The sequence below is a fragment of the Pseudomonas sp. FG1 genome, assembly GCF_034313875.1.
GTDB classification, from domain to species: Bacteria; Pseudomonadota; Gammaproteobacteria; order Pseudomonadales; family Pseudomonadaceae; genus Aquipseudomonas; species Aquipseudomonas veronii.
The window spans coordinates 1101030-1120437 of sequence record NZ_JAVIWP010000001.1 but is presented as its reverse complement, the minus strand read 5'-3'; the positions used below and the strand labels follow the sequence as shown (position 1 = coordinate 1120437).

General features: G+C 61.6%; 19 protein-coding genes. 12 read left to right on the top strand and 7 right to left on the bottom strand.

Translation table 11 applies throughout. The annotated features are described in order from the left end of the window. Positions 1 to 37 precede the first annotated feature (37 nt). On the top strand, positions 38 to 283 hold the full coding sequence (locus RGV59_RS05320; protein WP_126586269.1) for a GlsB/YeaQ/YmgE family stress response membrane protein: 246 nt from the start codon (positions 38 to 40) through the stop codon (positions 281 to 283). A 78-nt stretch (positions 284 to 361) separates the two neighbouring features. After that, on the top strand, positions 362 to 898 hold the full coding sequence (locus RGV59_RS05315) for a DUF3299 domain-containing protein (RefSeq protein WP_017850007.1): 537 nt from the start codon (positions 362 to 364) through the stop codon (positions 896 to 898). Between the two features lie 119 nt (positions 899 to 1017). Here the strand turns inward: RGV59_RS05315 and RGV59_RS05310 are convergent, their stop codons facing one another. Together RGV59_RS05310 and RGV59_RS05305 are read right to left on the bottom strand one after the other, a co-directional pair. Next, entirely contained in the window at positions 1018 to 1917 is a 900-nt protein-coding gene (locus RGV59_RS05310; RefSeq protein WP_104904229.1) for a D-hexose-6-phosphate mutarotase, read from the bottom strand. Between the two features lie 58 nt (positions 1918 to 1975). After that, positions 1976 to 2380, bottom strand: a complete 405-nt coding sequence (locus RGV59_RS05305; protein WP_010566936.1) for an acyl-CoA thioesterase — start codon at positions 2378 to 2380, stop codon at positions 1976 to 1978. Positions 2381 to 2848: 468 nt separating this feature from the next. Here RGV59_RS05305 and RGV59_RS05300 point away from each other — a divergent pair, with 468 nt between their 5' ends. The 8 genes from RGV59_RS05300 (at position 2849) to RGV59_RS05265 (ending at position 13387) form a co-directional block, all read left to right on the top strand. Beyond that, the gene (locus RGV59_RS05300; RefSeq protein ID WP_017850005.1) at positions 2849 to 4138 is read left to right on the top strand and encodes an MFS transporter; all 1290 of its coding nucleotides are present in this window, start codon (positions 2849 to 2851) and stop codon (positions 4136 to 4138) included. Between the two features lie 250 nt (positions 4139 to 4388). Further along, a complete protein-coding gene (locus tag RGV59_RS05295) occupies positions 4389 to 5375 on the top strand; it encodes a phosphate ABC transporter substrate-binding protein PstS (protein ID WP_017850004.1) in 987 nt (328 codons plus the stop codon). A gap of 484 nt (positions 5376 to 5859) precedes the next feature. Continuing rightward, complete coding sequence (locus tag RGV59_RS05290) at positions 5860 to 7893, top strand: ABC transporter permease subunit (protein WP_185833596.1); 2034 nt, start codon at positions 5860 to 5862, stop codon at positions 7891 to 7893. A 15-nt stretch (positions 7894 to 7908) separates the two neighbouring features. Then, entirely contained in the window at positions 7909 to 9579 is a 1671-nt protein-coding gene (pstA, locus tag RGV59_RS05285) for a phosphate ABC transporter permease PstA (protein WP_017850002.1), read from the top strand. Between the two features lie 190 nt (positions 9580 to 9769). Next, positions 9770 to 10603 carry a phosphate ABC transporter ATP-binding protein PstB gene (gene pstB, locus RGV59_RS05280; RefSeq protein WP_017850001.1) on the top strand — a complete coding sequence of 278 codons (834 nt, stop codon included), beginning with the start codon at positions 9770 to 9772 and terminating at the stop codon, positions 10601 to 10603. Between the two features lie 70 nt (positions 10604 to 10673). Then, positions 10674 to 11435: a phosphate signaling complex protein PhoU gene (gene phoU, locus RGV59_RS05275; protein ID WP_017850000.1), complete on the top strand. Its 762-nt coding sequence runs from the start codon at positions 10674 to 10676 to the stop codon at positions 11433 to 11435. A 167-nt stretch (positions 11436 to 11602) separates the two neighbouring features. Continuing rightward, positions 11603 to 12508, top strand: coding sequence for a response regulator (locus RGV59_RS05270; protein WP_046485961.1), 906 nt, complete (start codon positions 11603 to 11605; stop codon positions 12506 to 12508). Between the two features lie 207 nt (positions 12509 to 12715). After that, positions 12716 to 13387 carry a M23 family metallopeptidase gene (locus RGV59_RS05265; protein ID WP_079444950.1) on the top strand — a complete coding sequence of 224 codons (672 nt, stop codon included), beginning with the start codon at positions 12716 to 12718 and terminating at the stop codon, positions 13385 to 13387. Positions 13388 to 13390: 3 nt separating this feature from the next. On the opposite strand, the gene RGV59_RS05260 is transcribed toward RGV59_RS05265, so the two are convergent. From RGV59_RS05260 to phoB, 3 genes are all read right to left on the bottom strand, one after another. Next, the gene (locus RGV59_RS05260) at positions 13391 to 14731 is read right to left on the bottom strand and encodes a hemolysin family protein (protein WP_017849997.1); all 1341 of its coding nucleotides are present in this window, start codon (positions 14729 to 14731) and stop codon (positions 13391 to 13393) included. A gap of 204 nt (positions 14732 to 14935) precedes the next feature. Beyond that, positions 14936 to 16258, bottom strand: a complete 1323-nt coding sequence (gene phoR, locus RGV59_RS05255; RefSeq protein ID WP_017849996.1) for a phosphate regulon sensor histidine kinase PhoR — start codon at positions 16256 to 16258, stop codon at positions 14936 to 14938. A gap of 59 nt (positions 16259 to 16317) precedes the next feature. Further along, positions 16318 to 17007, bottom strand: a complete 690-nt coding sequence (gene phoB, locus RGV59_RS05250; RefSeq protein WP_003176964.1) for a phosphate regulon transcriptional regulator PhoB — start codon at positions 17005 to 17007, stop codon at positions 16318 to 16320. Between the two features lie 154 nt (positions 17008 to 17161). On the opposite strand from phoB, the gene RGV59_RS05245 reads away from it, so the two are divergent. After that, positions 17162 to 17542 carry a hypothetical protein gene (locus RGV59_RS05245; RefSeq protein ID WP_017849995.1) on the top strand — a complete coding sequence of 127 codons (381 nt, stop codon included), beginning with the start codon at positions 17162 to 17164 and terminating at the stop codon, positions 17540 to 17542. A gap of 30 nt (positions 17543 to 17572) precedes the next feature. On the opposite strand, the gene ubiA is transcribed toward RGV59_RS05245, so the two are convergent. Further along, positions 17573 to 18463: a 4-hydroxybenzoate octaprenyltransferase gene (gene ubiA, locus RGV59_RS05240; RefSeq protein ID WP_017849994.1), complete on the bottom strand. Its 891-nt coding sequence runs from the start codon at positions 18461 to 18463 to the stop codon at positions 17573 to 17575. Then, positions 18463 to 19026, bottom strand: a complete 564-nt coding sequence (locus tag RGV59_RS05235) for a chorismate lyase (protein WP_079444949.1) — start codon at positions 19024 to 19026, stop codon at positions 18463 to 18465. Before RGV59_RS05235 ends, ubiA begins: the two co-directional genes overlap by 1 nt. A 197-nt stretch (positions 19027 to 19223) precedes the next feature. Here RGV59_RS05235 and RGV59_RS05230 point away from each other — a divergent pair, with 197 nt between their 5' ends. Next, positions 19224 to 19391, top strand: coding sequence for a rubredoxin (locus RGV59_RS05230; RefSeq protein WP_046381624.1), 168 nt, complete (start codon positions 19224 to 19226; stop codon positions 19389 to 19391). The last annotated feature ends 17 nt before the right edge of the window (positions 19392 to 19408 follow it).

The window sequence follows — 19408 nt, the reverse complement described above, 5'->3', positions numbered from 1 at the left end:
CTTTTTCATGACTCACATTCAATCAGAGGGAAATGCCATGGGTATCATCGGAACCATCTTTATCGGCCTGATCGTCGGCCTGCTGGCGCGTTTCCTCAAGCCCGGCGACGACAGCATGGGCTGGATCATGACCATCCTGCTGGGTATCGCTGGCTCCCTTGCCGCCACCTACGGCGGTCAGGCACTGGGTATCTACCAGGCAGGCCAGGGCGCTGGCTTCATCGGCGCATTGTTGGGCGCCATTGTGCTGCTGGTGATCTACGGCCTGATCAAAAAGAAGTAATCGAGCGACAAAGTCCTCTGCGCTGCGCAGGCGCAGAGGGCTAGAATGCCGGCACTGTTTACCTTGTCGAGCTCCTCCATGCGCCGTCTCCTCTTGATGTTTCTCCTGCTGGGCCCAGGCCTGGCTCATGCTGGCGAACTGCCGGAAACCGACTGGCTCGACCTGATGCCGCTGTCGGACCAGAAAGCCCTCGAACAAATGCCGGAAATCGACCACAACTCCCCCGAAGCCCAGGGCACCTTTACCGACAAAGGTGGCTTGAAGCAGAGCAAAGGGTTGCCGGCGGTGATGTATTCCACCAAGACCGTGGCCGCCATGAACGGCAAGAACATCCGCATCGGCGGTTACCCGGTGCCCTTGGAAACCGACGCCAAGGGCCGCAGCACCCTGTTTTTCCTGGTGCCGTACCCAGGCGCGTGCATCCACGTGCCGCCACCGCCGCCGAACCAATTGGTGCTGGTGCGTTACCCCAAGGGGTTGAAGCTGGATGATATCTACACGCCGCTGTGGGTCACGGGCACGTTGAAGGTGGAGACGGTCAATAACGACCTGGCCGATGCGGCGTATGCGCTGGATGCGGGCAAGGTGCGGGTGGTGAAGGAGTCGGATCTCTAAACCACAACACCGACCAATGTGGGAGGGAGCTTGCTCCCGATAGCGGTCTATCAGTCACAAATGTGCTGACTGACCCCCTGCTATCGGGAGCAACACCCCCTCCCACATTTTGATTGGGTTTACAAAGCGCTACTGGTGATGCTCACGCCCAAGGTGTGGCTTTCGCCCGGCGCCAGCGCCACCACGTCATCCAGCACATTCGCCGTCTCGATGCACAGCATGCCCTGCCAGCCGTCGTCGGCCATGTCGTCGAAGGCTTTGGCACGTTCGGTCCAGGGGTTCCAGATCACGGTCGAGTGGGAGCCTTCGCTGCTGAGCCGGACGCGCCGCTGCCAGTCGTTATCGACGATGTGCAACTGCGCGGGGGTGTCGAGGTAGATGCGGTCGGTCTCGGCGCCGAAGTGCAGCGGCCCAGCCTGTTGCCGGGTGGCCCAGCCGTCAGCGGTATCGATATACGCAAGCCCGTCCAGGCCCTCGACCTGCACGTTGCGCACATCGCTCACGGCGAAGTAGGTGTGCAATGCCTGGCTGAGGGTCACGGTGTCGGTGCCACGGTTATGACTGGTCAGGCCGATGTGCAGGTGATCGTCCAGGCGCAGGCTCAGCTTCAGGTCGACCTGATGCGGCCAGCCGGGGAAGCCGCCCGCGGGTACGGGGAGCACCAGGTCGACGCGCAGGGTGTCGCCTTCGAGTTCGGTGGCAGCCAATTCCCAGAGTGCAGTACGCACGAAACCGTGGGCGCCCGCGGGCTGGTCGCTCTGGCGCATGGCCTGCACGCTGTGCGGGTTGCGATCGAACACGCCGAACCACGGCCAGCACACCGGTACGCCGGTGCGGATGCCTTTGCCGGCCTTGAAGACGGCTGCCTTGTTCGGCCAGATCAGCGGCTGTTCGCCTGCGCGTTGGTAACTGAAGAGGTGCGCGCCCTGTTGGGCCACCATCAGCTCGGCGCCGTTGTGGCGGATGCGCCAGCAGTCCAGCTCGTCGATTTTCACGGATTCAACGTGGGGCGTCGGCATAACAAAGCACTCTTAATAGCAGGCAATGGGGCAATTGACCGTCAAAACCCGGCGAGGTTTAACGCGCTCGCGACGGTACCGAACGGGTGCGGCCGCTGCCATCGATGGCGACGAACACGAACACCGCCTCGGTGACCTTGCGCCATTCGCTGGACAGCGGGTCGTCGCTCCACACTTCGACCATCATCTGGATCGAGCTGCGGCCGATTTCCAGGGCCTGGGTATAGAAGGACAATTGCGCGCCCACGGCCACCGGCACCAGGAACGCCATGCGATCAATGGCCACGGTGGCGACACGCCCGCCTGCGACCTTGCTGGCCATGGCCGTACCGGCCAGGTCCATCTGCGAGACCAGCCAGCCGCCGAAGATATCGCCGAAACCGTTGGTTTCACGCGGAAGTGCGGTGATTTGCAGGGCGAGATCGCCTTGTGGGATGGGATCTTCTTGTTCGAGTTCGATCATGCCGAGGGTGCCTCTGAGCCGTGACGCTTCATGGGTGTTTCAAATGGATAGCCGTCTTGTAGAAAAACATTTCAGCACCAACGCACGACGCGAGCTGTGTTTCTCGTAAGGCGTACTAAAGGGAAACTCTGCCAAACCGGCTGGATGGCACCCAACGGCGTTTTGGCACAGCAGCCCCTCAAGACTGCGGGTCTGGCGCTTGCAAGGGCCGAGTATATCGAGACGCTGGCGTCGCGACGACCTCTCGGCGCTCATTTGGTCGGTAAATAGACGCTGTAACGGAGCTTTTTCCGGCAACTGTTCTCCTGCCCTGGTTGACCGACTCCCTACGCCGTGAATAGTTCACCGCGCTGCGCTATCAACCGTTCGACGCTGTGCTTTTTCCGGCGATTTGCTATCTTGCCAGACCGCCGCAAGTCCAGGGCGTGCCGTCTTTATTACGCTGATTACTATAAGAGAAGCCTTGCCATGTCCTCCGTGCCCGCAAGCAGTGCGCAACCGTCGCGCCCGCTGACCCGCAACGACTACAAAACCCTGTCGCTGTCTGCCTTGGGCGGGGCGCTGGAGTTCTACGACTTCATCATCTTCGTGTTTTTCGCCACCGTGGTCGGAAAACTGTTCTTCCCCGCCGACATGCCCGAGTGGCTGCGCATGATGCAGACCTTCGGCATCTTCGCCGCCGGTTACCTGGCGCGGCCCCTGGGCGGCATCATCATGGCGCACTTCGGTGACCTGCTGGGGCGCAAGAAAATGTTCACCCTGAGCATCTTCATGATGGCCGTGCCGACCCTGATCATGGGCCTGCTGCCGACCTACGCGCAGATCGGCCTGTGGGCGCCGATCCTGTTGCTGTTGATGCGCGTGATCCAGGGCGCGGCGATCGGCGGCGAAGTCCCGGGCGCCTGGGTGTTCGTCTCCGAACATGTTCCGCCACGCCACATCGGCTACGCCTGCGGCACCCTGACCAGCGGCCTCACCGCCGGCATCCTGTTGGGTTCGCTGGTGGCCACCGCCATCAACACGCTCTACAGCCCGGAGCAGGTCTCCGATTACGCCTGGCGTATCCCGTTCCTGCTCGGCGGTGTGTTCGGCCTGCTGTCGGTGTACTTGCGCCGCTGGCTGCATGAAACGCCGATCTTCGCCGAGATGCAGCAACGCAAGGCTCTGGCCGCCGAACTGCCGCTGCGCGCGGTACTGCGCGACCACCGTGGCGCCATCGTGCTGTCGATGCTACTGACCTGGCTGCTGTCAGCCGGCGTGGTAGTCGTCATCCTGATGACCCCGACCGTGCTGCAGACCCTCTACCACTTCAGCCCGACCGTTGCGCTGCAAGCCAACAGCCTGGCCATCGTGACCCTGAGCCTGGGCTGCATTGCCTCCGGCGCCCTGGCCGACCGCTTCGGTGCCGGCCGCATACTGGTGGTCGGTTGCGCACTGTTGCTGGCGACCTCCTGGACGCTGTATCACAGCCTGCTGGACCACCCTGACTGGCTGTTCCCGCTGTACGCCCTGACCGGCCTGTTTGTCGGCACCATCGGCGTGGTGCCCTACGTGATGGTGAAAGCTTTCCCACCGGTGGTGCGCTTCAGCGGGTTGTCGTTCTCCTACAACGTGGCCTACGCCGTGTTCGGCGGGCTGACGCCGTTGGCGGTGTCGCTGCTGATGAAAGAAAGCCCGATGGGCCCGGCCTACTACGTTGCCGTCCTGTGCGTGATGGGGATGGGGGTGGGTGGGTATCTGTGGAAGCGCGGCAGGTAATCAGCTATCTGAAGATCGTTCCTACGCAGTTGCGTAGGAACGATCATAAATTACAGAGTGTTTCCGAATCATCGTTTCAACCGCCCCGACGTCCTCGCCACCCCCGTTTTTTCGGCACTTGCCGCTTCTGGCCGCTTTTTCCCCCAATACTGGCCTTTCATCTAATTGTCATATTCCAGACATAGAGTGTTCACACGGCCTATCAATACTTGGCCCCGATCCAACTATCCCTATCTGCTAGGAGTAAGGCATGAAACTGAAGCGTTTGATGGCGGCAATGACTTTTGTCGCTGCTGGCGTTGCGACTGCCCACGCGGTGGCCGCTGGTGTTGACCCGGCTATTCCGGCTTACACGAAGACCACTGGTGTGTCGGGCAACTTGTCCAGCGTCGGTTCCGATACCCTGGCTAACCTGATGACCCTGTGGGCCGAGGGTTACAAAAAGGAATACCCGAACGTCAACATCCAGATTCAAGCTGCTGGTTCTGCCACTGCGCCACCTGCGCTGACTGAAGGCACCTCCAACCTGGGCCCGATGAGCCGCAAGATGAAGGACACCGAACTGGCGGCCTTCGAGCAGAAGTACGGCTACAAGCCAACTGCTATCCCGGTTGCCGTGGATGCCCTGGCCGTGTTCGTACACAAGGACAACCCGATCAAGCACCTGACCATGGAACAAGTCGACGCGATCTTCTCCTCGACTCGCCTGTGCGGTGCCAAAGCCGACGTCAAAACCTGGGGCGACCTGGGTGTGACCGGCGACCTGGCCAACAAGCCAGTGCAACTGTTCGGTCGTAACTCGGTATCCGGCACCTACGGCTACTTCAAGGAAGAAGCCCTGTGCAAAGGCGACTACAAGCCTAACGTGAACGAACAACCAGGCTCGGCTTCGGTCGTGCAGTCGATCAGCTCCTCGCTGAACGGCATCGGTTACTCGGGCATCGGCTACAAGACCGCCAGCGTGAAGACCGTGGCCCTGGCCAAGAAAGGCAGCACTGACTTCATCGAAGACAGCGAAGAAAACGCCCTGAACGGCAAATACCCGCTGTCGCGTTTCCTCTACGTTTACGTCAACAAAGCCCCGAACAAGCCGCTGGCACCGCTGGAAGCCGAGTTCGTGAAGCTGGTTCTGTCCAAGCAGGGCCAGGAAGTTGTGGTCAAGGACGGCTACATCCCACTGCCAGCCAAAGTTGCCGCCAAGGCACTGGCTGACCTGGGTCTGAAAGAAGGCAACTAAGTTGCTGGGCCGGGTAAAACCGGCCGTTCTGTAGGAGCGGGCTTGCTCGCGAAAGATGATAGAGCACTGCGTTTATTCAGAAGCGGCGCGTTATCGTTAACGCTCTTCGCGAGCAAGCTCGCTCCTACAGAAACTCCTAATTTTTAGTCCGCTGCCGGCTCTGCCATGCGGCGGATTTCTTGCGTCACTGCATTGTCATCTTTCTGTCATACAGGACCGCTAGGGTGTGCGCATGAATGATCTGGCCAATTCCACTATGACGACGACTTCTCCCCCCAAGCGTATTGACTTCAATACGCCTGAGTTGCAACGCAAGCGCCGCATTCGCGCGCTCAAGGATCGCCTGACCCGTTGGTACGTGTTGATCGGCGGCCTTGCCGTCCTCGGCGCTATCACCCTGATCTTCTTCTTCCTGGCCTACGTGGTCGCGCCCTTGTTCCAGGGCGCCTCGTTGACCAAGGAAGCCGCGCTGACACCGGCGTGGATACAAGACGCGGGCAAGCCGTTGATGATCTCGCTGGAAGAACAGAACCAAGTCGCCATGCGGGTTTCCGACAAAGGCCAGGCGCTGTTCTTCGACGTGGGCACCGGCGCCGAACTCAAGCGCATCGACCTGCCGCTGGCGGCCGGCGTCAGCGTCGTGTCGATTGGTAAAGACCAGCCGGGCAGCCCGCTGGTGATCCTCGGTTTGTCCAATGGCCAGTCCCTGGTGTTCCGCCACACCTACAAGGTGTCCTACCCGGACGGCAAGAAGACCATCAGCCCGGCCATCGAATACCCTTACGGCGAAACGCCGATCGTGCTGGATGACGCCGGTCGCCCGCTGGAACACGTCGCGCTGAACGTCACCGACACCTCGCTGGTGGTGGCAGGTTCGGCCGGTTCGCACTTGAACGTGCTGTCCCTGAGCCGTGAAGAAAACATGATGACCGGCGAAGTCACCAGCGAGCAGAAGCGTATCGAGCTGCCGCAGATGACCGAGCCGGTGAAGGCGATCTTCATCGACCCACGCCAGCAATGGCTGTACGTGATCAACGGCCGTGCCCTGGCGGATGTGTTCAGCCTGCGCGACAAGAGCCTCAACGGTCGCTATAAACTGCTGGAAGACGGCGACGCCGAAATCACCGCCAGCACCCAACTGGTGGGCGGTATCTCGCTGATCGTCGGTAACTCCAAGGGCGGCCTGGCCCAGTGGTTCATGGCCCGTGACCCGGATGGCGAACAGCGCCTGAAGCAGATCCGCACCTTCGAGATGGGCACTGCGCCCATTGTTGAAATCACCGCCGAAGAACGTCGCAAAGGCTTCACCGCCCTCGACGCTTCCGGCAAGTTCGGCGTGTTCCACAGCACCGCCCACCGCACCCTGCTGGTGGACCCGGTGGTCGATGGCCCGGGCGTGTTCGGCCTGTCGCCACGGGCCAACCGTGTGATCGTCGAAGCCGACGGCAAGCTGCAACCGTTGCTGCTGGACAACCCGCACCCGGAAGTGTCGTGGAGCGCGCTGTGGAGCAAGGTCTGGTACGAAAACTACGACGAGCCTAAATACGTCTGGCAATCGACCGCCGCCAACACCGATTTCGAACCCAAGATGAGCCTCGCGCCGCTGACCTTCGGTACGCTGAAGGCCGCGTTCTACGCCATGTTGCTGGCCGCGCCGCTGGCTGTTGCCGCAGCGATCTACACCGCGTACTTCATGGCGCCGGGCCTGCGCCGCAAGGTCAAGCCGGTGATCGAGCTGATGGAAGCGATGCCGACGGTGATCCTCGGCTTCTTCGCCGGCCTGTTCCTCGCGCCGTATGTCGAAGGGCATCTACCGGGGATTTTCAGCCTGCTGATGCTGGTGCCGATTGGCATCCTGGTGGCCGGTTTTATCTTCAGCCGCCTGCCTGAGTCCATTCGCCTGCGGGTTCCCGATGGCTGGGAAAGCGCGATCCTGATCCCGGTGATCCTGTTTGTGGGCTGGCTCTCGCTGTACATGAGCCCGTACCTGGAAACCTGGTTCTTCGGCGGCGACATGCGGATGTGGATCTCCCATGACCTGGGCATCACCTATGACCAGCGCAACGCCCTGGTCGTCGGCCTGGCGATGGGGTTCGCGGTGATCCCGAACATCTACTCCATCGCCGAAGACGCCGTGTTCAGCGTGCCGCGCGGCCTGACCCTGGGCTCTTTGGCCCTGGGCGCCACGCCGTGGCAGACCATGACCCGCGTGGTCATCCTGACCGCCAGCCCGGGGATTTTCTCGGCGCTGATGATCGGCATGGGCCGCGCCGTGGGCGAGACCATGATCGTGCTGATGGCCACCGGTAACACTCCGGTGATGGAGATGAACCTGTTCGAAGGCCTGCGCACCCTGGCGGCCAACGTCGCGGTGGAAATGCCCGAGTCGGAAGTGGGCGGCAGTCACTACCGCGTGCTGTTCCTCTCGGCGCTGGTGCTGCTGTTGTTCACCTTCATCATGAACACCCTCGCCGAGCTGATTCGTCAGCGTCTGCGCAAGAAATACTCGTCGCTTTAAGAAAGGTAGAAGTCTGTGAAACAGAACTCCCTGAATGGATGGTTCAAGAGCGGCGCCCCCGGCGTCTGGATCAGCGGTGGCGCGGTGTCCATCGCGGTCATCATGACCCTTGGTTTGCTGGCTGTGATTGCGGTGCGTGGTTTGGGCCACTTCTGGCCGGCTGACCTGATCCAGGCCAACTACGATGTCCCGGGCCAGGCCAACCATATCGTCATCGGCGAAGTGGTACAGAAAGAAGAAGTGCCGCGCGAGCGCCTGAAAAGCGCTGGCCTGCCCGTGCCCGACGTGGGCCCGGAATTCATGACCCGCGAGCTGATCAAAGTCGGTAACCGCGATCTGAATGGCAACGACTTCACATGGATCGTCGGCGAATGGCTGAAGAACCAGACCAAGCCGCTGGAATTGATGACCATCGAGCGCCGTGAGTGGGGCAACTTCTACGGCACCCTGGTCAACGTCAAGCAGGATGGCAAGGTCATCGCCGAAGGCCAGGCTGCGTGGCCGGAGCTGCAGGCTCGGGTCGACCGCGTGAACAAGCTGGCGGCCCAGCTCAAGACCCTTGAGAAGTCCGACATCGGCGCGATCAACGCCGGTCTTGAACGTATCCGTCTGCACGGTCGCAAGCTGGAACTGGAAGGCAAGCTCGACGCCGCCGCCCAGGCCGACATGGACTCGGGCCGCGCCGAACTGAATGCCCGTTACCAGGACATCGAAGCGCGCCTGGCCGACCTGCACGCCCAATTCAACCGCGACGCCTTGACTGCCCGCGATGCGAACGGCAAGGAAGTCGAAATCGGCATCGGCAAAGTGGTCCACGCCTATCAGCCGAACGCCATGGGCACGATGACCAAGGTCGGCTTCTACTTCAGCAAGGTCTGGGAGTTCCTCAGCGACGACCCACGGGAAGCCAACACCGAAGGCGGGATCTTCCCGGCCATCTTCGGCACCGTGATGATGACCCTGATCATGGCGATGATCGTGACCCCGTTCGGCGTGCTGGCGGCGGTGTACCTGCGTGAATACGCCAAGCAGAACGCCCTGACGCGGATCATCCGCATCGCCGTGAACAACCTGGCGGGCGTACCGGCCATCGTTTACGGCGTGTTCGGCCTGGGCTTCTTCGTGTATGTATTGGGTGGCTCGGTTGACCGCCTGTTCTTCGCCGAAGCCCTGCCGGCCCCGACCTTCGGCACGCCGGGCCTGTTGTGGGCGTCGCTGACCCTGGCGCTGCTGGCGGTGCCGGTGGTGATCGTGGCTACCGAAGAAGGCCTGGCGCGGATTCCTCGCACTGTGCGCGAAGGCTCGCTGGCACTCGGCGCGACCAAGGCGGAAACGCTGTGGAAGATCGTGCTGCCGATGGCCAGCCCGGCGATGATGACCGGCATGATCCTCGCCGTGGCCCGTGCCGCCGGTGAAGTAGCGCCGCTGATGCTGGTGGGCGTGGTCAAGCTGGCCCCGTCGCTGCCGCTGGACGGCAACTACCCTTACTTGCACCTTGACCAGAAGATCATGCACCTGGGCTTCCATATTTATGACGTCGGCTTCCAGAGCCCCAACGTCGAGGCCGCAAGGCCGCTGGTATATGCCACCGCGCTGTTGCTGGTGCTGGTGATCGCCACGCTCAACTTGTCGGCGGTGTGGATCCGTAACCACCTGCGCGAAAAATATAAAGCGTTGGATAGCTAATTGAAGTGACGCGGACTCAATGTGGGAGGGGGCTTGCCCCCGATAGCGGCGTATCAGAAACACATATGCTGGCTGACACACTGCTATCGGGGGCAAGCCCCCTCCCACACTAGACCACGATATACGCAGAATTTGAGTAAACCGTCCCCGGCGGTTCAACAACACGAATTGGTAGCACAGGGAGCATCCCATGCAACAAGAAACCCATTCCCATGGCATCAACATGTCTGCCCTGGGTCGTGACAAGCAGAGCCTGAGCCTGGCCCAGGAAACCGTGGCCATCGAAGTGCCGGGCCTGAGCCTGTACTACGGCGACAAACAGGCGCTGTTCGACGTCAGCATGAACATCCCCAAGCAGCGCGTGACCGCCTTCATCGGCCCGTCGGGCTGCGGCAAGTCCACGCTGCTGCGCACCTTCAACCGCATGAACGACCTGGTCGACGGTTGCCGCGTGGACGGTGCGATCAACCTCTACGGCAGCAACATCTACCGCAAGGGTGAAGACGTGGCCGAGCTGCGTCGCCGGGTGGGCATGGTGTTCCAGAAGCCCAACCCGTTCCCCAAGACCATCTACGAAAACGTGGTTTACGGCCTGCGCATCCAGGGCATCAACAAGAAGCGCATCCTCGATGAAGCGGTCGAATGGGCGCTTAAAGGCGCGGCGCTGTGGGACGAGGTCAAGGACCGCCTGCACGACTCCGCACTCGGCCTGTCCGGCGGCCAGCAACAACGCCTGGTGATCGCGCGTACCATCGCCGTGGAACCGGAAGTGCTGCTGCTCGACGAACCTTGCTCGGCACTCGACCCGATCTCGACGTTGAAAGTCGAAGAACTGATCTACGAGCTCAAGTCCAAGTTCACCATCGTCATCGTGACTCACAACATGCAACAGGCGGCGCGGGTTTCCGACTACACCGCGTTCATGTACATGGGTAAGCTGGTGGAGTTCGGCGATACCGATACCCTGTTCACCAATCCGGCGAAGAAACAGACCGAAGACTACATCACCGGTCGCTACGGCTAGGAAGCTGTGGTTCAGATTGCATTGACGCTGCGGTTCTCCGCACCTTTCCGGACGCTCCAAGGACGCCAACATGATTAGCAAAGAAGGCCTTACCCACCACATCTCCGCGCAGTTCAATGCCGAGCTTGAGGAAGTGCGCAGCCACCTCCTGGCGATGGGCGGGCTGGTGGAGAAGCAAGTCAACGATGCGGTCACCGCGCTGATCGAGGCCGACTCGGGCCTGGCCCAGCAAGTGCGCGAGATCGATGACCAGATCAACCAGATGGAACGCAATATCGACGAAGAATGCCTGCGCATTCTCGCCCGTCGCCAGCCGGCGGCTTCCGACCTGCGCTTGATCATCAGTATTTCCAAGTCGGTGATCGACCTTGAGCGTATCGGCGATGAATCCACCAAGATCGCCCGCCGCGCCATCCAACTGTGCGAAGAAGGCGAAGCGCCGCGCGGTTATGTGGAAGTGCGGCATATCGGTGACCAGGTGCGCAACATGGTGCGCGATGCCCTGGACGCGTTTGCCCGTTTCGACGCCGAACTGGCGTTGTCGGTGGCCCAGTACGACAAGATCATCGACCGTGAGTACAAGACCGCCCTGCGCGAGCTGGCCACCTACATGATGGAAGACCCCCGCTCTATCACACGGGTCTTGAGCATTATCTGGGTGCTGCGTTCGCTGGAGCGGATCGGCGACCACGCGCGCAATATCTCGGAGTTGGTGATCTATCTGGTGCGTGGCACCGACGTGCGGCACATGGGCCTCAAGCGCATGAAAGCCGAAGTTGAAGGATCTACCGATCAAATCCCTAATGTTCCGGGCGAATCTGACGATAAGTAAGGTTGCCCGAGATATTAACGCCCGGCCTTTGGTCGGGCGTTTTCGTTTGTGGGCGCTGATTTTTTTGTGCGTGGGGTGAAAGAAAGTCCCAACACGACTACAGAGTTTTGGCAAAATGCCACCAGTCAGGCGTTCTGCGTGCCGCGTTTTTATAGGATAAAGGGTCGATGAGTAAAGTCAGTGTATTGGTGGTGGATGACGCCTCGTTTATTCGCGACCTGGTGAAGAAGTGCCTGCGCAATTACTTCCCCGGGATCAAGATTGAAGATGCGGTGAACGGCAAAAAGGCCCAGGCCATCCTGATGCGCGAAACCTTCGATCTGGTGTTGTGCGACTGGGAAATGCCCGAGATGTCCGGCCTGGAGCTGTTGACCTGGTGCCGTGAGCAACCGCAGCTCAAAGCCATGCCGTTCGTGATGGTGACCAGCCGCGGCGACAAAGAGAACGTGGTGCAGGCGATCCAGGCCGGGGTTTCCGGCTACGTCAGCAAACCGTTCACCAACGAACAGCTGTTGACCAAGGTCAAGCACGCCCTGCACAAGGTCGGGCGCCTCGACGCCCTGGTCGCCAGCGCACCGACCAAGATGAACTCAGCGTTCGGCAACGACTCCCTGAGCGCCCTGACCGGTGGCAAGCCCGAAGCGGTCAAGGTCGCTCCTATCGCGGCGGCTGCACCGAGCAAAGGCCTGCTCAACAGCCCGCCCGTGAAGGCGGCTGCCGCCGCTGCGCCCGCCAGTGGTCGCGGGCAGGGTCAGTTGCGGCTGTCCAGCGGCACCCAGCAATGCGTGATCAAGGGCCTGAGCATCAAGGAAGCGCTGCTGGTGGTCCGTCGCAGTGAGGTCCTGCCTCAGGTACTGGAAAGCGCGGTGCTCGACCTTGAGCAAGGCGACAACGCCGAAGTCGCACGCCTCAACGGCTACCTGCACGCCGTCGTCGCCTTCGAGCCCAAGCCCGACAGCGACTGGCTGCAACTGACCTTCCGCTTTATCGACCAGGATGCGCAGAAACTGGACTACATCTCGCGGCTGATCGCGCGGGGTACGGCGCAGAAGCATTTTGTGCCGGGTGCCTGATTCACAGAACGCCACCTGTCCCCTGTGGAAGGGGGCGTGCTCCCGATGGTCTTTCATTCAACATCTTCGTTGGCTGAACTACCGCAATCGCGAGCAAGCCCGCTCCTACATGTGAAGTTCGTTGTTTTCAGTATCGGGTAAATCTCACACGGTCTTGTCATCAAGCCTTGCTAGCCTGCCATTCAGTCCCCCCGGCAGGTTCGCGTCATGCTCATTCGCCTACTGCTGCTCTGCGTATTGGCCACGGTTGCTACCTCGACCCCGGCCATGACCCTCTACAAATCCACCGACGCCAATGGCGAGGTGTTTTTCAGCGACCGGCAAACCCCCGGCGCCCAGGCGTTTGTGATCCGGGAGCGGGAGGCCGTGCGCGTGCAACGGCCGGTGCTCGACCGGCCAAGGCCCGGTTATCCCCAGCAGGCCTACCGCTACCCCTTGCCCTGGCGCGGCGGGCCGTTTCGCCTGAGCCAAGGCCCCAACGGCAGCTTCAGCCATACCGACGCCAAAAGCCGCTACGCCATGGACATTGCCATGCCCGAAGGCACGCCGATCATTGCGGCGCGCAGCGGCAGGGTGGTGAAGATCGAGAATGACCAGGCCGGGCGCGGCAACGATGCTTCAGGGAATTTCGTGCGGGTGCTGCACGATGACGGCACCCAGGGCGTGTACCTGCACCTCAAGCAAGGTTCGGTCAGCGTCAGGCCGGGGCAGCGGGTGGCGGTGGGCAGTGCGCTGGGGTTGTCGGGCAACACCGGCAACAGCAGCGGGCCGCACCTGCACTTTGTGGTGCAGCAGCGGACCGAGGCGGGGCTGGTATCGATCCCGTATGAGTTCAACCAGCCCGTGGGGGTATTGCCCAATTTTGCCTTGGGCAATTGACGGTCAGTCCAGCAGCAGGACCTTGGCCAGCACGATTTTCGGCCCTTTCATCTTCTTGATGATGATCCGCAGGCCTTCAACCTCGAGGACTTCTTCCTCTTCCGGCACCCGCTTGAGGGTGTCATAGACCAGCCCGGCCAGGGTTTCCGCTTCGATGTGGTCGAGGTCGACGCCGAGCAGGCGTTCCACCTTGAACAGCGGCGTATCGCCGCGTACCAGCAGTTTGCCCGGCTGGTAGGCGAGGATGCCGCGCTCGGCCTTGCGGTGTTCGTCCTGGATATCGCCCACCAGCACTTCGAGCACGTCTTCCATGGTCAGGTAGCCGATGACCTTGCCGTCGGCTTCTTCCACCAGGGCGAAGTGCGCGCCGCCTTTGCGGAACTGCTCCAGCAACTGCGACAGCGGCATGTGCCGCGACACGCGCTCCAGCGGGCGGGTCAGTTCGGCCAGGTTGAACGACTCGGGGAGATGGTCCAGGTTAGCCAGTTCCAGCAGCAGGTCCTTGATGTGCAGCAGGCCGACAAACTCGTTGCGCTGCGCGTCATACACCGGGTAACGGCTGAATTTGTGGCGACGGAACAGCGCGAGGATTTCCTTGAGCGGAGCGTTGAAGTCCAGGGTCACCAGGTCTTCCCGCGAGTTGGCCCAGTCGACCACTTCCAGTTCGCCCATTTCCACGGCCGAGGCCAAGACGCGCATGCCTTGGTCGCTGGGGTCCTGGCCACGGCTGGAGTGCAGGATCAGCTTGAGTTCTTCGCGGCTGTACTGGTGCTCATGGTGCGGGCCGGGTTCGCCTTGCCCGGCGATCCGCAGGATGGCATTGGCGCTGGCGTTGAGCAGGTAGATTGCCGGGTACATGGCCCAGTAGAACAGATACAGCGGCACGGCCGTCCACAGCGACAGCAGTTCCGGCTTGCGAATGGCCCAGGACTTGGGCGCCAGTTCACCGACCACGATGTGCAGGTAGGAAATCAGGAAGAAGGCGGAAAAGAACGACACGCCTTTGATCACTTCCGGCGACTCGACGCCAGCGGCGCCCAGCAGCGGCTCGAGGATATGCGCAAACGCCGGCTCGCCGACCCAGCCCAGGCCCAGGGAGGCGAGGGTGATACCCAACTGGCAGGCCGACAGGTAGGCGTCGAGCTGGCGGTGGACGGTGCGCAGGATCTGCCCGCGCCAACCGTTGGTGTGGGCGATGGCCTCGACCCGCGTGGAGCGCAGTTTGACCATGGCAAACTCCGCCGCAACGAAGAACGCGTTGAGCAGTACCAGGATCAGTGCAAAAAGAATCATGCCGAAATCGGCGAAGAGTGTGGCGAGGGTGATACTTGGGGAAGGGTCCATGATGGGGTTTTGCGGGTTCCGTATGTTCAATAGGGGTGACAGGAGCGCCTGAAAGGCGGACACAAGTCGGCCAATGTAGCGGCTGGCGCAGCGCTTGCCTAGTGGTTGCTGCCTGATGGAGCCAGGAATACCTGCGTCGCAACAATGCAATTCCAAATGTGGGAGGGGGCTTGCTCGCACATTTAGTGTTGTATTGTGTCCGGGTTATTCATCATTCACGACCATCCGCGAACGGGTTACCTGGGGCGGCGGAAAATGGCAGGTAAAGGTGCTGCCGTGGCCGAGCACACTGCTGATTTCCAGGCGTGCGCGGTGGCGCAGCAGCACGTGCTTGACGATCGCCAGGCCCAGCCCGGTGCCGCCGGTGTTGGAGTTGCGGCTGGAGTCGACGCGGTAGAAGCGCTCGGTCAGGCGCGGCAGGTGCTTGGCGTCGATGCCGATGCCGGAGTCTTGCACGCTCAGGTGCGCGCCCTGGGCGTCGGCCCACCAGCGGATGCGGATATTGCCCTTGTCCGGGGTGTACTTCACGGCGTTGAACACCAGGTTGGAAAACGCGCTGCGCAATTCGCCTTCGCTGCCTTTGAGCAGTACAGACGGGTCGGCTTCCAGGGTGATCTGTTGCCCGCGTTGGCCGGAGAGGGCCTGGGCGTCGTTCTTGATGGTCTGCAACAGGCTTTGCACCGCCACCGGGTGGTTATCCGACGGGTAATCGGTCGCCTCCAGCTTGGCCAGCAACAGCAGGTCATTGAGCAGGGTTTGCATGCGCGAGCCTTGCTGCTGCATCTGTTGCAGGGCGCGGCTCCAGCGCGGGTTGATCTCGTCGACGTTGTCCAGCAGCGTCTCCAGGTAGCCGCAGATCACCGTCAACGGGGTGCGCAGCTCGTGGGAGACGTTGGCAACGAAGTCCTTGCGCATCTGTTCCAACTGGTGGATGCGGGTTACGTCGCGCACCAGCATCAAGTGTTCGTTGTTGCCGTAGCGCGTCAGGTACAGCTGGATGCGTACGCGGTCGTTGGTGGGCGAGGGAATTTCCAGGGCTTCTTCGTAGTTTTCCTGCTCGAAGTATTCCTTGAAGCGCGGGTGGCGGACCAGGTTGGTCACCGGTTGGCCGCTGTCCTGGGGCGTCTTGAGGCCCAGCAGGGTCTCGGCGGCGCGGTTCCACCATTCGAGGTTGCCGTCGCTGTCGAGCATGATCACTGCGTCTTTCAGCGCGGCGGTGGACTCCTGCACCCGGTCGATCACCGCTTGCAGGCGCCCGCGTACCCGTTGGTCGCGGCGTTGCAGGTGGTAGATGCTGTCGAACACCTCGCCCCACAGGCCGTAGCCGTCGGGTGGTGCTTCATCGGGTTTGTGTTGGCGCAGCCATTCATGCAGGCGCAGCAATTGCTTGAGGGTCCAGCCCAGGTACAGACCAATGCCGACGGCCAGGCTCCAGCCGTATTGGCCGCTGATCAGGCCTACCAGCAAGCAGCCGGTGATCAACAGCAGCAGGTGGCGGATCAGCGTGCCATGCCAGTTTTGGTTCACTTGAACATGCGTCCTTGTCAGCTGTTAAGTCAGGCTCTTGCGTTCAGAAACCGGCTGGCTCAGCCCTTGGTGGAAAACCGATAGCCAGTGCCGCGCACGGTTTGTACCAGATTCTCGTAGGCATCGCCCAGGGCTTTGCGCAGGCGACGGATATGCACGTCCACGGTGCGCTCTTCCACGTACACATTGCCGCCCCACACTTGGTCCAGCAACTGGCCGCGGGTGTAGGCGCGTTCCTGGTGGGTCATGAAGAACTGCAGCAGACGGTATTCGGTCGGGCCCATCTCGGCGGGCTTGCCGTCGATGGTCACGCGGTGGCTGATCGGGTCCAGCAACAGGCCGCCGACTTCGATCGGTGCTTCGCCATCGGTCGGGCCGGCGCGGCGCAGTACGGCTTTCAGGCGTGCGACCAGTTCCCGTGGGGAAAACGGCTTGGTGATGTAGTCATCGGCGCCGACTTCCAGGCCCTGGATCTTGTTGTCTTCTTCGCCCTTGGCCGTGAGCATGATGATCGGGATATCGCCGGTCAGCTCGTCACGCTTGAGGCGCCGCGCCAGTTCGATGCCGGAGGTGCCGGGCAGCATCCAGTCGAGCAGGATCAGGTCCGGTTTGCGGTCGACGATAATGGCATGGGCCTGCTGCGAGTTCTCCGCCTCCAGGCAGTCATAGCCGGCCATTTCCAACGCGACGGCGATCATCTCGCGAATGGGCGCTTCGTCGTCGACGATCAGAATGCTCCTGCCAACCATGCCTAAAGTCCTCTTGTCATTTAACTGTCTTGCGCCGCATTAGATAACGGAATTATTGCAGTCGTGTGACAGTAATTTAGCTGCTCGCGCAATTCCCGCCTGCGTGGACTACGCTTTGGGTCCGAATCCTGACAACCACAAAAGGAAGGTTCCGATGACTTACAGTACTTTTTCTTGGAAGGCCTTGCTGGTCACAGCGGCGTTGACGCTGCCGACCCTGGCATTCGCGGCGGACCCCGCGACGACCAAAGACGGGATACTGGTCGATCACAACGGCATGACGCTCTACACCTTTGCCAAGGACGCCGATGGCAAATCCCTGTGCAACGATAAGTGCGCCGCCAACTGGCCGCCATTGATGGCGGCGTCCACCGACAAGCCCATGGGCAAGTGGACCGTGATCACCCGTGACGACCAGAAGAGTCAGTGGGCCTACAGCGGCAAGCCGCTCTACACCTTCGTCATGGACAAGAAGGCTGGCGACATGACCGGTGAAGGCAAGATGGACGGGGCCTGGAAAGTCGCCAAGCCTTAGTTGGGCCCTCGCGATGAGGGGCCTGGCCCCTCATCGAAAGCCGTAATCCGCGACAATCCCGACAAAGATCGCCAACCCGGCCCAGTGGTTGTGCAAAAACGCCTTGAAGCACTTCATCCGGTCCCTGTCCCGGGTGTACCAGAATTCCCAGGCAAAACAGCCCGCCGCCGCCAGCAACCCCAGGTGGAACCAGCCGCCCAGCTCGAACCGCGCGCCGGCCAGCAACAGGCACGCCAGCGCCAGGCCTTGCAGGGTCAGAATGATCGCCCGGTCGGCGTCGCCAAACAGGATGGCGGTGGACTTCACGCCGATCTTCAAATCGTCGTCGCGGTCGGTCATGGCGTAATAGGTGTCGTAGCCCACCGTCCACAGCACATTGGCGATGTACAGCAGCCACGCGGCGGCAGGCAGGTTGCCGGTTTCGGCGGTGAACGCCATCGGCATGCCCCAGGAAAACGCCGCGCCCAGCACCACTTGCGGGTAATAGGTGTAGCGCTTCATGAACGGATAGCTCGCCGCCAGCGCCAGGCCGCCGAGGGACAGTAGGATGGTCGTCGCGTTGGTCAGCAGCACCAGCAGGAAACTGACGCCCATCAGCAGCGCGAAAAACACCAGCGCCTCTTTCGAGCTGATCTTGCCGCTGACCAGTGGGCGTTGCTCGGTGCGCTTCACGTGGCCGTCGACCTTGCGGTCGGCCCAGTCGTTGATCACGCAGCCGCCGGCGCGAGTGAGCACCACGCCGAGCACGAAAATCAGGATATTGATCAAGGACGGCGAGCCCTTGCCGGCGATCCACAGCGCCCACAGCGTCGGCCACAGCAGCAGATAGATGCCGATGGGTTTGTCCATGCGCGTCAACTGAATGAAATCCCAGGCCCTGGGGTTCAGACGGTTCAAGGATTTGAGCAGGCGTTGATACATCAGCGGTTCTCCGGGTGGTCATGCACCGCGTGCCACAGGCTCGGCAGGAAAATTTCGGCGACCAGCACGCTCAGCGCCCCGCGATCGAACCGCGAGCGGCGCGCCCACAGCCCGTCGAGCTGATCGGCTGTGGGCAGCCATGGGCGCGGGTAATGGCAGACCTCGATCGCCCGACGCGTGAAGGCGCGGTCGCAGAACAGCAGCTCGCCCAGGGAGCGGCTCCCCAGCTCGTCCATATGCAACCCGTCGCCTTGCAGCGCACTGCGCGACGCCACGCTGCGGGCAAACACCCACGGCTGGCCATGCCCGCGCAAATACACCTCGCGCACCCAACCGATGCTGGCCTGGGGCAGGTCAAGCGCCGCGCACTCATCGTCGCGCAACGGCTGCCAGCCTTCGCACAGCGGCGTCACGCTGAAACTGTCGCTGGACAGCCCCGTCAGGCGCCGCGTCAGCGAGCCCTCGTCGAACAGCCAGTCAAGGGTCAACGGCGCGGGCAGGGGGCTCAGAAGGCTCTGGGTCAGCCATTGGCAAGCATCGGGAAGGGCGATTGAGTGCGGCACGGTGCGTCAATATTGGCAGCAAAAGAGGCCGCGAGCTTACCATGGCGTCCGGCTCTTTTGCCGGGCTGAACCGGTGCCTTGTGTCGATCGTACTTGCATCTGCAGGCCCCGATCAGTACAAAACGCGCTGAGCCGCACGGCAACGCGGGATCTATCGACCGTCGGCCAACCTGCCTGGACCCTGAGGAAGCAAGTAAATGAAGAAGTGGCAATGCATAGTCTGCGGCCTGATCTATGACGAGAAAGACGGCTGGCCGGACGACGGAATCGCTCCGGGTACCCTGTGGGAGGACGTTCCGGAAGACTGGCTGTGCCCGGACTGCGGCGTGGGCAAAGTGGATTTCGAAATGATTGAAATCGCGTAATCGCGAATTTAAGAAAC